The following is a 13,660-nucleotide window of genomic DNA, read 5'->3' on the forward strand; positions in this document are numbered from 1 at the left end:
TCGCCGTTTCCGGGACGGCAGCACGGACCTCAGCGCCGGGTCAGCCGGAAGAGCCGGATCTCCCGCTCCACCCGCTGCTGGTACGTGGCGTACGGCGGCCAGAACGCGAGGGCCGACGTCCAGGCCGCGGCCCGTGCCTCGCCCGCGAGGAGCTCCGCCCGTACGGCGATGTCCTCGCCCCGCCAGTTGACCTCGGCATCCGGGTGGGCGAGGAGGTTCGCCGTCCACGCGGGATGGCCCGGGCGGCCGAAGTTGGAGCCGATGAGCAGCCAGCCGCCGTCCGGCTCCGGCATGCAGGCGAGCGGCGTCACCCGGGGCCGCCCGCTCTTCGCGCCCCGGGCGGTGAGGATCACCCCGGGCAGCATCCGGGCGCTGAGCAGCACCTTTCCCCTGGTCAGCCGGTGCACCGCCTTGTCCATCGCGGGGATGACGTGCGGGGCGATCCGGGCGAACGTCCTCGTCGAGGACACCTTCTGCATCAGTCTCACGCCGACGGGCATCTACGCCGCCACCTCTCCGAAGAGTCCGGTCCGTTCCGCCGCCCGGGCGCGGAGGCGCCGGGCGGGCCCGAAGAGCAGCTCGTCGGAGGCGGCCCGCCGGAAGAAGAGCCGTGCCTCCTCGTCCCCGGCGGGGTCGCCGCCGTGGAGCCGGCCGCTCTCGCCCGCCGTGGCGCGCAGCGCCTCCAGGGCCTGGGCGAGCGCGAGCGGCCCGCCCTCGGGTCCGGGCCCGGGCTCCCGGGCCGCGCAGTACGTCAGGGAGCGGGCGGCCTCGACCCGGACGTAGAGGTCGGCGAGGGTGCCCTTGGCCGCCTGCGCCTGCGTGTGTGCTTGCGTGTGTGCCTGCGCGTCGAAGGGGCCGGTCGGCCGGCCGGAGCGTGCGCGCGAGCCGAGGTGGGCGATCGCCCGGTCGAGTGCGGCGCCGGCCGCGCCGACCGCCTCGGCGGCCAGCATCACGGCTGCGGTGCGGCCGGTGGCGGCGAGGGCGCCGAGGACGTCGGCCGGTTCCTCGCCGAGGAGTTCGGCCTCGGCGTCCCGGAGTTCGACGGTGGCCAGGGGGCGGGTGAGGTCGAGGTCGGGCCGCCGGGTCCGTACGACCCCGGGGCTCCCGCCCTCCCGCTCCCTCACCAGGAAGAGGAGCGTGCGGCTCCGGGCGAAGCCGCCGGTGTGGGCGGCGACGAGCAGCAGGTCCGCGCTGTGTCCGTCGAGGACCTGGGCGGCCTCTCCGTACAGCCGCCAGCCCGCGGCCCCGGCCCCGCTCCCCTCGCCGGCCCCGCCCCCGTCTCCGTCTCCGTCTCCGGCCCCTGGCCCGGCCCCGGCCCCCTCCACGGCGCGCGCCTGGATCCCGCCGGCCCGGCCGCCGCCCGACCAGTGCTCCGCCGCGTTGTCGCCGGTCAGACCGAGGGCGAGCGCGAGGGAGCCGCCCGGCACGGCGAGTGCGCAGGTCAGGCTCCCGGCGGCGATGCGCGGGAGGAGTTCGGCGCGCTGGTCGGGGGTGCCGAGGGCGGCGATCAGCGGGGCGGCGAGCACGGCGGTGGCGAGGAGCGGGGAGGGCGCGAGGGCGCGGCCGGTCTCCTCGCAGGCGAGGGCGAGTTCGACGGGCCCGCGGCCGGCGCCTCCGTACTCCGCGGGGAGAGCGAGCCCGGCAAGGCCGAGGGTGTCGGACAGTCGGGCCCAGAGCCCGGTGTCGTATCCCTCGGGGGTGGCGGCGCGGTTCTCCCCTGGTCCGGCCCGTTCGGCGAGCAGGTCGCGCAGGGTGTGGCGGAACTTCTGCTGCTCCCCGGTGAGCGCGACTGCGAGCGCGACCTCGGGCGCGGTGGCGCGGGCGGCTGAGTCCGCTGCTGTGTCGGCGGCGTCCATGGAGCTCCCTCCGTATCTGACGGTGCGTCATGCTAGGGCGGTACGGTGCCGGTTGCCCAGAGAGACGCCGGTCCCGATTCGACAAATCTGATGTACCGTCAGATTCATGCCCGCCACTCCACGCAGCCCCCGCCGCGTCGCCGTCGTCGGCGTCTCCCTCTCCGACAGCGGCCGCGTCGACGAGGCCACCCCGTACGCACTCCACGCCCAGGCCGCCCGGCGCGCCCTCGCGGACAGCGGCCTCGACCGTTCGCTGATCGACGGCATCGCCTCGACCGGGCTCGGCACGCTCGCCCCGGTCGAGGTCGCCGAATACCTGGGCCTGCGTCCCCGCTGGGTGGACTCGACCGCCGTCGGCGGCGCCACCTGGGAGGTCATGGCCGCGCACGCCGCCGACGCGATAGCCGCCGGCCACGCGAACGCGGTGCTGCTCGTGTACGGCTCCACCGCCCGCGCCGACATCAAGGCCCGGCGCCGCACCGCGAACCTCTCCTTCGGCTCGCGCGGCCCGCTCCAGTTCGAGGTCCCGTACGGGCACACCCTGATCGCCAAGTACGCGATGGCCGCCCGCCGCCACATGCACGAGTACGGGACGACCCTGGAGCAGCTCGCCGAGGTCGCCGTGGAGGCGCGGGCGAACGCGGCGCTCAACCCCGAGGCGATGTTCCGCGACCCGATCACCGTCGACGAGGTCCTGGACGGGCCGATGATCGCGGACCCGTTCACCAAGCTGCACTGCTGCCTGCGCAGCGACGGCGGCTGCGCGGTGCTGCTCGTCGCCGAGGAGTACGTCAAGGACTGCCGGACGTCCCCCGTCTGGATCCTCGGCACGGGCGAGCACGTCTCGCACACCACGATGTCGGAGTGGGAGGACTTCACGGTCTCCCCGGCGGCGGTCAGCGGCCGGCTCGCCTTCGAGCAGGCGGGGGTGACCCCGGCCGACGTCGACCTCGCCGAGATCTACGACGCCTTCACCTACATGACCCTGGTGACCCTGGAGGACCTGGGCTTCTGCGCGAAGGGCGAGGGCGGCGCGTTCTTCGGGGAGAAGGGCCGGCTGCCGGTGAACACGGACGGCGGCGGGCTCTCGGCCTGCCACCCCGGGATGCGGGGGCTGTTCCTGCTGGTGGAGGCGGTGCGGCAGCTGCGCGGCGAGGCGCCCGGACTCCAGGTGCGGCGGGCGGACGGCTCGCTCCCGCGGCTGGCGGTGGCCTCGGGCACGGGGGGCTGGTTCTGCTCCTCGGGGACGGTGGTGCTCGGCCGCGACTGACCCGGCGATCCAGGCCGGCAAGAATCTATACAAGCGTCATAGACAGTCGTGTAGGACATCCGTATAGTCATCGGTGCGGGCAGGGGAAGGCCCGCACCACCCGACAAGGAGTCCTGCGATGACGCACCAGGCCACGAACACCGCCGCCAAGACCGTCCTCATCTCCGGCGCCTCCATCGGCGGCCCCGCCCTCGCCCTCTGGCTGCACCGCTACGGCTTCGCCCCCACCGTCGTCGAGCGCGCCCCCGAGCTCCGCACCGGCGGCTACAAGGTCGACATCCGCGGCACCGCGATCGAGGTCTGCCGGCGGATGGGCGTCCTCGACGAGATCCGCGCCAAGTCCACGGACATGCGCGGCGGTTCGTACGTCGACGACACCGGCCGCACCATCGGCGAGCTGCCCGCCGACATCTTCGGCGGACGCGTCGAGGAGGACGACGAGATCATGCGCGGCGACCTCGCCCGCATCCTCTACGACCGGACCCGCGACGACGTCGAGTACCTCTTCGACGACTCGATCGCCGAACTCGAAGACGGCCCCGAAGACACGGACGGGGTCACCGTGACCTTCGAGAGCGGCACCGTCCGCCGCTTCGACCTCGTCGTCGGCGCCGACGGGCTGCACTCGAACACCCGGAAGCTCGTCTTCGGCCCGGAAGAGCGGTTCACGCGCCACCTCGGCGCGTACATCTCCATCTTCACCGCCCCCAACCACCTGGGCCTGGACCGCTGGGAGACGTACCACGCCATCCCGGAGAAGCTGCTCTGCGTCTACAGCTCCTCCGGCGAGACGGACGCGAAGAACCTCTTCGTCTTCTCCGCGCCCGAGGACGTCCCCTACGACCTCCGGGACGTCGCCGACCAGAAGCGGCTGCTCGCCGACACGTTCGCGGGAGACGGCTGGGAGGTCCCCCGGCTCCTGGAGCACGCGGCCGGCGCCGACGACTTCTACCTGGACTCCATGGCTCTCGTCGAGATGGACCGCTGGTCGCGGGGGCGCGTCGTCCTCCTCGGCGACGCCGCCCACTGCTCCTCCCCCGCCTCCGGCCAGGGCACCGGCCTCGCCCTCACGGGCGCGTACGTCCTGGCGGGCGAGCTGGCCCGGGCGGGCGGCGACCACACCGTGGCCTTCGCCCGCTACGAGGAGCGGATGCGGCCGGGCGTGGAGCAGAACCAGAAGATGGCCGAGGGCTTCGTCAAGGAGATGACCGTCGGCTCGAAGTGGAAGATCGCCCTGCGCATGCTCATGGTGCGGACCCTGCCGAGGACGCCCTGGAAGAACCTCATCGCGAAGAAGATCCGCGACGGGATCCAGGCGGCGGCCAACGCGGTCCCGATCGAGGACTACGCCGCGCCGACCGCCACGCCGACCGCGACGCCGGCGACGGGCGACGGCACCCTGCGCCCTACCGTGACCGCATGACCGACTTCCACCACGCCCTCCGCTCCCTGCGGGTCTGGGACACCGAGCTCCCCTCGTTCGACCCGGCGGGCGCCCCGCCCGAGCCCCTCGCCCTCTTCCACGACTGGTTCACGGAGGCGGTCGCGGCCGGCCAGACCGAGCCGCACACCCTCTCCCTGGCCACCGTGGACGAGGACGGCAGGCCCGACGTCCGTACGGTGATGCTGCACGACGCCGACGAGCGCGGCTGGCACTTCGCCTCGCACGCCGGCAGCGCCAAGGGCCGCCAGCTCGCCGCCCGCCCCGAGGCCGCCCTCGGCTTCTACTGGCCGGTCCAGGGCCGCCAGGTCCGGATCCGGGGCACCGTCACCACCGGCACCCCCGAGGAGGCGTACGAGGACCTCCACGCCCGCACCACCGGCGCCCTCGCCTCGGCGCTCGTCGGCCGGCAGAGCGAGGTCCTGGACTCCCCCGAGGCCCTCGCCGAGGCGAGCGCGGCGGCCTGGCGCCGGGCCGAGGCCGAGCCGGAGGCCCACGCCCCCACCTGGACCCTGTACGTGGTCGAACCGGCCGAGGTCGAGTTCTTCCAGGGGGACGCACAGCGCCGCCACCTCCGCCTCCGCTACCGCCGCACAGACGAGCGCTGGGTCCGCGAGCTGCTCTGGCCCTGAAAGCGGCGCACCATGGAAGTGGAGGTGTGAAGACCATGGCGACGTACATGGACGTGCACCGTGACATGGTGGGCATCACGGCCGAGCAGCTCAAGGAAGCCCACGAGGCCGACCTCGCCGTCGAGAAGGACGAGGGCGTCCACTTCGAGAGGGCGTGGGCCGACCCGGAGTCCGGGACGGTCTACTGCCTGTCGCACGGCCCCTCGATGGAATCCGTCCAACGGGTCCACGCCCGCACGGGCCACCCGGCCGACGAGATCCACGAGGTACCGCTCACGGTGTGAGCAATCCCCGACGGGCACCCCTCACGGGGTGCCCCCCGCCTCGTACATCTCGTCGATCTCGCGCGCGAAGTCCCGCAGCACGGCCCGCCGTTTGAGCTTCAGTGACGGGGTCATGTGGCCCGACCGCTCGGAGAACTCGGTCGTCAGGAGCCGGAAGGCGCGGATCGACTCGGCCCGCGACACCAGCCGGTTGGCGTCGTCGACGGCCCGCTGGACCGCCGCGAGCAGCTCCTCGTCCCGGGTCAGCTCGAAGAGCGCCAGATGGTCCTTGTGCCGCATCCGCCGCCAGTGCGTGAGGCCCTCGTGATCGAGGGTGATCAGGGCCGTGACGTACGGGCGGTCGTCGCCCACGACCATGCACTGGGCGACCAGCGGGTGGGCGCGCAGCCAGTCCTCCAGCGGGGCCGGAGCCACGTTCTTGCCGGCCGAGGTGATGAGGATGTCCTTCTTGCGGCCGGTGATCCGCAGGTAGCCGTCCTCGTCGAGCGAGCCCAGGTCGCCGGTGGGGAACCAGCCGTCGTCGGTGTACGGCACGGCCGCCCCGCGCTGGGCGTCCCAGTACCCGGCGAAGACGTGGGCGCCCTTGAGCCAGACCTCCCCGTCGTCGGCGATCCGGACGGCCGTGCCCGGCAGGGGCCAGCCGACGGTGCCGGTGCGCGGCCGCTGCGGCGGGGTGACCGTCGAGGCGGCCGTGGTCTCCGTCAGGCCGTACCCCTCGAAGACCTCGACGCCCGCGCCGTTGAAGAACTCGGCGAGCCGGGCGCCGAGCGGGGAGCCGCCGCAGATCACGTACTTCACCCGGCCGCCGAGCGCGGCCCGGATCCGGCGGTAGACGAGCGGGTCGTACAGCGCCCGGGCGGCCCGCAGCGGCAGAGAGGGGGATGAAGTCCCCCCGTACCGGCGGGCGATCTTCGCGGCCCGGTCGAAGGCGGCGGCCTTGCCTCCGCGTTCGGCGGTGGCGCGGGCGGTGTTGAAGACCTTCTCCAGGACGTACGGGATGGCGAGGAGGAAGGTGGGCCGGAAGGCGGCGAGGTCGGTGAGGAGTTCCTCGCCCTCGACGGAGGGGGCGTGGCCGACGCGGACCCGGGCCCGTACGCAGCCGACGGAGACCATCCGCCCGAAGACGTGCGAGAGCGGCAGGAAGAGGAGGGTGGCGGCGGGCTCCTTGCTCTCCGCGAGGAAGACGGGGTGCAGGAGCCGGACGGCGTTGTCGACCTCGGCGAAGAAGTTGGCGTGGGTGAGGGCGCAGCCCTTGGGGCGGCCTGTGGTGCCGGAGGTGTAGACGAGGGTGGCGAGGGTCTCGGGGGTGAGGAGTCCCCGCCGGGCGGTGACGGCCTCGTCGGCGACCCGGTCGCCGGCCCTGCGGAGCAGGTCGACGGCGCCGGTGTCGAGGGCCCAGAGGTGGGCGAGGCCGGGGAGCTGCCGCCGTTCGGCGGAGACGAGCCGGGCCTGTTCGGGGTCCTCGACGACGCAGGCGGCGGCGCCGGAGTCCTGGAGGATCCAGCGGGTCTGGAAGGCGGACGAGGTGGGGTAGACGGGGACGGTGACGAGTCCGGCGGCCCAGGCGGCGAAGTCGATCAGGGTCCACTCGTAGGTGGTGCGGGCCATGAGGGCGAGCCGGTCGCCGGGGCGCAGTCCGTGGGCGATGAACCCTTTGGCGACGGCGTGGACGTCGGCGGCGAAGCGGGCGGCGGTGACGTCGTGCCACTCGCCCTGCGGGCTCTTGCGGGAGAAGAGCGGGGCTTCGGGGTCCTGGCGGGCGTTGTCGTACGGCAGGTCGGCGAGGGAGCCGCGGGCCACGCGGGGAACGAGCGCGGGGACGGAGACCTCCCGTACCCGCCCGTCCACCAGGGTCTTCTGCGGCTCGACCGGCTCGGTCCCGGATGCGGCGGTGACGACGGACACGTGCGACTCCTCGGTCTTCGCGATGAACTGAGGTCGTGCGTCGGTACGTTGCGCTCCTGGGGACCGGTGGCGGTGGCCGTGCCAGGTGATGACTAGCCGGTAACCTTACTGCGGGGTAAGCCTCAGGGGGGAGACCAGCGTTCGCTTTTCATGAGGTTTCCGAGCCCCGCCCACGCGAAGTTCATCAGCGTCGCGGCGGCTTCCCTGGCCGTGGTCCCGGGCGTCTCGGCGGCCCAGTCGGCCAGCGACTCGGCGGCCCCGACGAGCGCCTGCGCGAGGGCCTCCACGTCCCGCCCGGCACCACCCCCGTGGGCCTCCCCGAGCAACCCCGCCACGAAGACGGCGATCCCCTCGCGCATCCGCGCCGCCTCGCTCGCGAACGGCTCCCCCTGCGTCCACGACCGCCGGCTCAGCATCACCCAGGCGTCCGGGTGGTCCGCGACGTACGTGAAGAAGGCGAGCAGCCCCGCCCAGAGCTGCTCGTCGGCGGGCCGGCTCCGGTCCTCGACACCGGCGGCCACGGCGGCCAGCAGCGCGCCCGCCTCCCGCCGGATGCAGGCCGTGAACAGCTCCTCCTTGGAGCCCAGATACAGATAGACCAGCGGCTTGGAGACCCCCGCGAGCTCGGCGATCTCGTCCATGGACGCCGTCTGGTACCCGTGCCGGGCGAAGCAGCACACGGCCGCGTCCATCATCTGCCGCTCCCGAACGGCCCGCGGCAACCGCCGCGCCTTCGCGCCGTCGGCCATGGCGCCCACCCCTGTTTCCCAGATCGATCGGCTGCCCCGCAGAAGCCTACGTGCCCCCTGCCCGGACGGGGGCAGGGGGCACGAAGGCGTTCAGGCAGGGCGAGTGCGTCAGGCGGCGGCGGTGACCGCGACCTTCTGGTCGGTCTCGCCGACCGAGACGAGCTCGTCGAGCGGGGACGAGGAGGCGTTCGCGTACGCGGTGTGGTCGAGGATCTTCTCGCGGGCGGCGACGATCACCGGGACGAGCGCTTGGCCGGCGACGTTCGTGGCCGTGCGGATCATGTCCAGGATCGGGTCGATCGCCATGAGGAGACCGACGCCCTCCAGCGGGAGGCCCAGGGTGGAGAGGGTCAGCGTCAGCATGACCGTCGCGCCGGTCAGACCGGCGGTGGCCGCCGAGCCGATGACCGAGACGAAGGCGATCAGCAGGTAGTCGCCGATGCCGAGCTGGACGTCGAAGATCTGCGCGATGAAGATCGCGGCGAGCGCCGGGTAGATCGCGGCGCAGCCGTCCATCTTGGTGGTGGCGCCGAACGGGACGGCGAAGGAGGCGTACTCCTTCGGGACGCCGAGGCGCTCGGTGACCTTCTGGGTGACCGGCATGGTGCCGACCGAGGAGCGGGAGACGAAGGCCAGCTGGATCGCGGGCCAGGCGCCCTTGTAGAACTGGATCGGGTTGACCTTGGCGACCGTGGCGAGCAGCAGCGGGTAGACGCCGAAGAGGACCAGGGCGCAGCCGATGTAGACGTCGGCGGTGAAGGTCGCGTACTTGCCGATCAGGTCCCAGCCGTAGTCGGCGATGGCGAAGCCGATGAGGCCGACGGTGCCGAGCGGGGCGAGGCGGATGACCCACCACAGCGCCTTCTGGAGGAGCTCCAGGATCGACTCGGAGAGCGTGAGGATCGGCTTGGCGCGGTCGCCGAGCTTGAGGGCGGCGATGCCGGCGACGGCGGCCATGAAGACGATCTGGAGGACGTTCAGCTCGGTGAAGGGCGTGATGACGTCCGACGGGATGATGCCCGTGAGGAAGTCGATCCAGGAGCCCTCGCGCTTCGGCAGCTTGCCGTCCTGCGGGGTGAGGCCGGTGCCGGAGCCCGGGTTGGTGATCAGGCCGATCGCGAGGCCGATGGCGACCGCGATCAGCGAGGTGATCATGAACCAGAGCAGCGTGCGGGTGGCGAGCCTGGCGGCGTTGTTCACCTTCCGCAGGTTGGTGATCGAGACCAGGATCGCGAAGAAGACGAGCGGCGCGACGGCCAGCTTGAGCAGCTGGACGAAGATGTCGCCGACCTGGCCGAGGGTCTCCTTCAGCCAGGTGACGTCCTGGCTGCGGGCGATCCAGCCGAGCAGGGCGCCGAGGACGAGGCCGGCGATGATCTGGGCCCAGAAGGGGATCTTGGGTATTCGCGAGGAAGCCGGGGACTTCTGCTCGGGCGTGGTCGCGGACGCGGACACAGACACACTCCACAGGTGCGTATCGGGAAATACGGGACGGGGGTGCGGCACACACGCGCTTTCACGCGGGCCGCTGCATGATGCCGGGTCAGAGCTCGCGGCAACAGACCGCGGACATACAGCGGCACAGATCGACGTGCAGGCGCGCCACGAGCGGGATGCTCGCGGCATGAGAGAGGCGCACTGCTGTCGTCATGTCGAACACGTTAACACTTGAACTTTGAGATCCTCAAAGTCATTCTTTGAGACCTGGAGAGGCCTCTCCGCCTCCGAAACGCAGAACACCCCAGGCAGGAGCCTGGGAAGCTCCAGCTGGGGTGGGTGGGATCCGGGTGGATCCGGGGGGATCTGTGACGAAGCTTACGCAGCCCTTATGCGGCTACAGCGCGTCCTCCTGGGACCGGTTCGAGGCCAGCCGACCCTTGGCGCGGTCGACCTTCTCGACGATCTCGACGCTCATGTCGTCGCGCTGCCTGCGCAGGAGGACGAAGCTGAGGGGGGCGGAGATGACGATGGCGAGGGCGAGGACCCAGAGCAGGTTCGAGTCGCCCAGGCCGCGCGGCAGCACGCCGACGTAGACGAGACCCCACAGGGCGAAGAAGCACCCGGCGAAGATGCCGAGCCGCATCAGCGAGTAGCGGAGCATGTCAGTCAGTCCACTCTTCCGTTCCGAAAAGTTCCCATACGGGACGAGCGCCCCTCCAGTGAAGCACGGGGAGGGACGCTCGCCGGGAGCGGGGGGTTGAGCCACAGCAAGTAATGGATAGAATCCATCTATGACCCTTACGTTCGAGGTGGATCCGGCGGTCGACCGGAGCCTGCGCGACGGCGTGCTCGCCCTCTGGGCGGACGTCTCCAACGCGGGCGGCGCCGTCGGTTTCGTCCCGCCCGTGACCCCCGAAGCGATCCGCCCCGCGCTGCTCAAGCACCTCGTCGCCATGACCGAGGGCGGTACGCGCCTGCTCGTCGGCCGCGACGAGGACGGCGAGGTCGCCGCCACCGCGTTCTTCGCCTTCAACAACCACCCGCTGATGACCCACTGGGTGTGGCTCTACACCGTGATGGTCCACCCCCGCCACCAGGGCAAGGGCTACGGCGCCGACCTCATGGCGGCCGTCGAGCACACCGCCCGTACCGCCGAGGGCTTCGAGGCGATCGAGGCGATCCGCCTGACCTGCCGGGGCGGCACCGGAGTCGACGGCTTCTACGCCAAGTCCGGCTACAAGGAGGTCGGCCGCGTCCCCGACGCGATCCGGGTCGCCCCCGGCGACGACCGCGACGACATCATCATGCTGCTGCCCCTGAACTGACCGGAACGGGCACGGCTTGTCGGGTCCGGCAGGGCCCGCCCTTCCTACCGTGAGGACCTGGAAGAAGGAAGGACACACGTGCTGGAGCGGCTCAACCAAGCGCTGGACCACATCGAGGAGCACCTCCGCGGCGACCGCGGCGACCTCGACGCGGCCGAGCTGGCCCGGATCGCCCTGACCTCGGAGTACCACTTCCGGCGCCTGTTCTCGGCGCTGGCGGGGATGCCCCTGTCGGAGTACGTACGGCGCAGGCGGCTCACCGTCGCCGGCGCCGAGGTGCTCGCCGGCGAGCGGACGCTCCTGGAGATCGCGGTCCGCTACGGCTACGGCTCCGGGGAGGCCTTCGCCCGCGCGTTCCGCGCGGTGCACGGCGTCGGCCCCGGAGAGGCCCGCCGCACGGGTGCCGCCCTGCGCTCCCAGCCGCGGATGTCCTTCCGCCTCGTCGTCGAAGGGAACAGCACCATGCGGTACAGGGTCGTGGAGAGGGAAGACTTCCGGGTCGTCGGGCGCGGGGCCCGCGTGCCCCTCGTCCACGAGGGCGAGAACCCGGCGATCGCCGCGCACATCCGGTCCATCGGCCAGGAGGCCCTGGACCGGCTCGCGCGCCTGTCGGACGCGGAGCCGGCGGGTGTCATCTCCGCCGTCGTCCACCTCACGGAGAGCCGGGAGGAGGGCGTGGAGCTGGACTACTGGCACGGGGTGGTGAGCGGCGGCGAGGTCCCCGCGGAGTTCGACGTGCTCGACGTACCCGCCGGGACGTGGGCCGTCTTCGAGAACGAGGGCCCGTTCCCCACGACCTTGCAGTACCTGTGGCGGGACATCTTCACGCAGTGGTTCCCGTCCAACCCGTACGCGAGTAGGCCGGGCCCCGAGCTGCTGGCCGTCGCGCCGTCGGAGGACTGGACGACGGCGCGGGCCGAGCTGTGGATCCCGGTGGAGCACACGGAGGGTTGAGGACAAGGAGAAGAGGGCCGGCGGGGTGTCCCCGCCGGCCCTCTGCTGTCCTGCCGTGTCGTCAGAACCGCATCGACTGCGGCGTCTCGCGCCGGGTCGTGTCCGGGCCGTCGTACTCGCGGATGATCTCGTAGCGGGTGTTCCGCTCGACCGGCCGGAAGCCCGCGTCCCTGATCAGTTCCAGCAGGTCCTCGCGGCCCAGCTTGTTCGGCGTGCCGTAGTTGTCGGCGTCGTGCGTGATCTTGTACTCGACGACCGAGCCGTCCATGTCGTCCGCGCCGTGCTGGAGCGCGAGCTGCGCGGTCTGGACGCCGTGCATGACCCAGAACACCTTGACGTGCGGCACGTTGTCGAAGAGGAGGCGGGAGACCGCGAAGGTCTTCAGTGCCTCCGCGCCCGTCGCCATCGTCGTGCGCGCCTGGAGCTTGTTGCGGACCTTGCCGTCCTGCATGTCGACGAAGTCGTGCTGGTAGCGCAGCGGGATGAAGACCTGGAAGCCGCCGGTCTCGTCCTGGAGCTCACGCAGCCGCAGCACGTGGTCGACGCGGTGGCGCGGCTCCTCGATGTGCCCGTACAGCATCGTCGAGGGCGTCTTGAGGCCCTTGGAGTGCGCCAGGCGGTGGATCCGGGACCAGTCCTCCCAGTGGGTGCGGTGGTCCACGATGTGCTGCCGGACCTCCCAGTCGAAGATCTCGGCGCCGCCGCCGGTCAGGGACTCCAGACCGGCCTCGATCAGCTCGTCGAGGATGTCGGAGGCCGACATCCCGGAGATCGTCTCGAAGTGGTGGATCTCGGTGGCGGTGAAGGCCTTGAGGGAGACGTTCGGCAGGGCCTTCTTGAGCTCGGAGAGCGAGCGCGGGTAGTACCGCCAGGGCAGGTTGGGGTGCAGCCCGTTGACGATGTGCAGCTCGGTGAGGTTGTCGTTCTCCATCGCCTTCGCGAGGCGCACGGCCTCTTCGATGCGCATGGTGTACGCGTCCTTCTCGCCCGGCTTGCGCTGGAAGGAGCAGTACGCGCAGGAGGCGGTGCACACGTTCGTCATGTTGAGGTGACGGTTGACGTTGAAGTGCACCACGTCGCCGTTCTTGCGGGTCCGGACCTCGTGGGCCAGCCCGCCGAGCCAGGCGAGGTCGTCGGTCTCGTACAGCGCGATGCCGTCCTCACGGCTCAGCCGCTCACCGTCCCGGACCTTCTGCTCCAGCTCGCGCTTGAGGCCCACATCCTTGATCGATGCAGTCATGTGCGGCCGCCTCCCAGTTCTGACAAGTTCCAAGCTTCCCCACCGTACTCTCAGCCCTCTTCGGGCAGGTCTCCGACCCGGTTCTCCCACTTGGTGGAGAGCACGATCGTCGTACGGGTACGGGAGACGCCCTTCGTACCGCTGAGGCGGCGGATCGTCTTCTCCAGGCCGTCGACGTCGCCGACGCGGACCTTGAGCATGAACGAGTCGTCGCCGGCGATGAACCAGCAGTCCTCGATCTCGGCGAGGTCCTTCAGACGGCGGGCCACGTCCTCGTGGTCGGCCGCGTCGGAGAGGGAGATGCCGATGAGGGCGGTGACGCCGAGGCCGAGCGAGGCGGCGTCGACGGTGGCGCGGTAGCCCGTGATGACCCCGGCCGTCTCAAGACGGTTGATGCGGTCGGTGACGGAGGGGCCGGAGAGCCCGACGAGCCGGCCGAGCTCGGCGTACGAGGCACGACCGTTCTCGCGCAGAGCCTGGATGAGCTGCCTGTCCACGGCGTCCATAGGTATGAGGCCTTCCATTGTCCAGCGATACCGCGAGTTTAGGTATAGAATCTAAGGT

At 71.6% G+C, this 13,660-nt stretch carries 14 protein-coding genes; 6 read left to right on the forward strand and 8 right to left on the reverse strand.

Translation table 11 applies throughout. The features are described from left to right. Positions 1–29: 29 nt before the first annotated feature. Together ACFWWU_RS25180 and ACFWWU_RS25185 are read right to left on the reverse strand one after the other, a co-directional pair. On the reverse strand, positions 30–500 hold the full coding sequence (locus ACFWWU_RS25180) for a nitroreductase family deazaflavin-dependent oxidoreductase (RefSeq protein ID WP_384148054.1): 471 nt from the start codon (positions 498–500) through the stop codon (positions 30–32). Continuing rightward, positions 501–1,856, reverse strand: a complete 1,356-nt coding sequence (locus ACFWWU_RS25185; protein WP_384148055.1) for an acyl-CoA dehydrogenase family protein — start codon at positions 1,854–1,856, stop codon at positions 501–503. Positions 1,857–1,962: 106 nt separating this feature from the next. Here ACFWWU_RS25185 and ACFWWU_RS25190 point away from each other — a divergent pair, with 106 nt between their 5' ends. The 4 genes from ACFWWU_RS25190 to ACFWWU_RS25205 all read left to right on the forward strand — a co-directional run bounded on the left by ACFWWU_RS25190 (position 1,963) and on the right by ACFWWU_RS25205 (position 5,483). Continuing rightward, the gene (locus ACFWWU_RS25190; protein ID WP_384148056.1) at positions 1,963–3,126 is read left to right on the forward strand and encodes an acetyl-CoA acetyltransferase; all 1,164 of its coding nucleotides are present in this window, start codon (positions 1,963–1,965) and stop codon (positions 3,124–3,126) included. A 118-nt stretch (positions 3,127–3,244) separates the two neighbouring features. Next, entirely contained in the window at positions 3,245–4,549 is a 1,305-nt protein-coding gene (locus ACFWWU_RS25195) for an FAD-dependent monooxygenase (RefSeq protein WP_384148057.1), read from the forward strand. After that, complete coding sequence (locus ACFWWU_RS25200; protein ID WP_384148058.1) at positions 4,546–5,199, forward strand: pyridoxal 5'-phosphate synthase; 654 nt, start codon at positions 4,546–4,548, stop codon at positions 5,197–5,199. Before ACFWWU_RS25195 ends, ACFWWU_RS25200 begins: the two co-directional genes overlap by 4 nt. 35 nt (positions 5,200–5,234) lie before the next feature. Then, entirely contained in the window at positions 5,235–5,483 is a 249-nt protein-coding gene (locus ACFWWU_RS25205; protein WP_384148059.1) for an SCO4226 family nickel-binding protein, read from the forward strand. A 21-nt stretch (positions 5,484–5,504) separates the two neighbouring features. Here the strand turns inward: ACFWWU_RS25205 and ACFWWU_RS25210 are convergent, their stop codons facing one another. The 4 genes from ACFWWU_RS25210 to ACFWWU_RS25225 all read right to left on the reverse strand — a co-directional run bounded on the left by ACFWWU_RS25210 (position 5,505) and on the right by ACFWWU_RS25225 (position 10,238). Then, positions 5,505–7,388: an AMP-dependent synthetase/ligase gene (locus tag ACFWWU_RS25210; RefSeq protein ID WP_384148060.1), complete on the reverse strand. Its 1,884-nt coding sequence runs from the start codon at positions 7,386–7,388 to the stop codon at positions 5,505–5,507. A 122-nt stretch (positions 7,389–7,510) separates the two neighbouring features. Further along, entirely contained in the window at positions 7,511–8,137 is a 627-nt protein-coding gene (locus tag ACFWWU_RS25215) for a TetR/AcrR family transcriptional regulator (RefSeq protein WP_384148061.1), read from the reverse strand. A gap of 108 nt (positions 8,138–8,245) precedes the next feature. Beyond that, a complete protein-coding gene (locus ACFWWU_RS25220) occupies positions 8,246–9,592 on the reverse strand; it encodes a dicarboxylate/amino acid:cation symporter (RefSeq protein ID WP_384148062.1) in 1,347 nt (448 codons plus the stop codon). Between the two features lie 379 nt (positions 9,593–9,971). Further along, positions 9,972–10,238 carry a DUF4229 domain-containing protein gene (locus tag ACFWWU_RS25225; protein WP_384148063.1) on the reverse strand — a complete coding sequence of 89 codons (267 nt, stop codon included), beginning with the start codon at positions 10,236–10,238 and terminating at the stop codon, positions 9,972–9,974. A gap of 130 nt (positions 10,239–10,368) precedes the next feature. On the opposite strand from ACFWWU_RS25225, the gene ACFWWU_RS25230 reads away from it, so the two are divergent. Together ACFWWU_RS25230 and ACFWWU_RS25235 are read left to right on the forward strand one after the other, a co-directional pair. After that, positions 10,369–10,902, forward strand: coding sequence for a GNAT family N-acetyltransferase (locus ACFWWU_RS25230; RefSeq protein ID WP_384148064.1), 534 nt, complete (start codon positions 10,369–10,371; stop codon positions 10,900–10,902). Between the two features lie 78 nt (positions 10,903–10,980). Further along, the gene (locus ACFWWU_RS25235) at positions 10,981–11,856 is read left to right on the forward strand and encodes a GyrI-like domain-containing protein (protein WP_384148065.1); all 876 of its coding nucleotides are present in this window, start codon (positions 10,981–10,983) and stop codon (positions 11,854–11,856) included. A 61-nt stretch (positions 11,857–11,917) separates the two neighbouring features. Here the strand turns inward: ACFWWU_RS25235 and mqnE are convergent, their stop codons facing one another. Then, positions 11,918–13,096 carry an aminofutalosine synthase MqnE gene (gene mqnE, locus ACFWWU_RS25240; RefSeq protein WP_384148066.1) on the reverse strand — a complete coding sequence of 393 codons (1,179 nt, stop codon included), beginning with the start codon at positions 13,094–13,096 and terminating at the stop codon, positions 11,918–11,920. Positions 13,097–13,146: 50 nt separating this feature from the next. Further along, positions 13,147–13,602, reverse strand: coding sequence for an Lrp/AsnC family transcriptional regulator (locus ACFWWU_RS25245; RefSeq protein ID WP_384148067.1), 456 nt, complete (start codon positions 13,600–13,602; stop codon positions 13,147–13,149). Between the last annotated feature and the right edge of the window lie 58 nt (positions 13,603–13,660).

This window comes from Streptomyces sp. NPDC058650 (assembly GCF_042717315.1).
Lineage (GTDB): Bacteria > Actinomycetota > Actinomycetes > Streptomycetales > Streptomycetaceae > Streptomyces.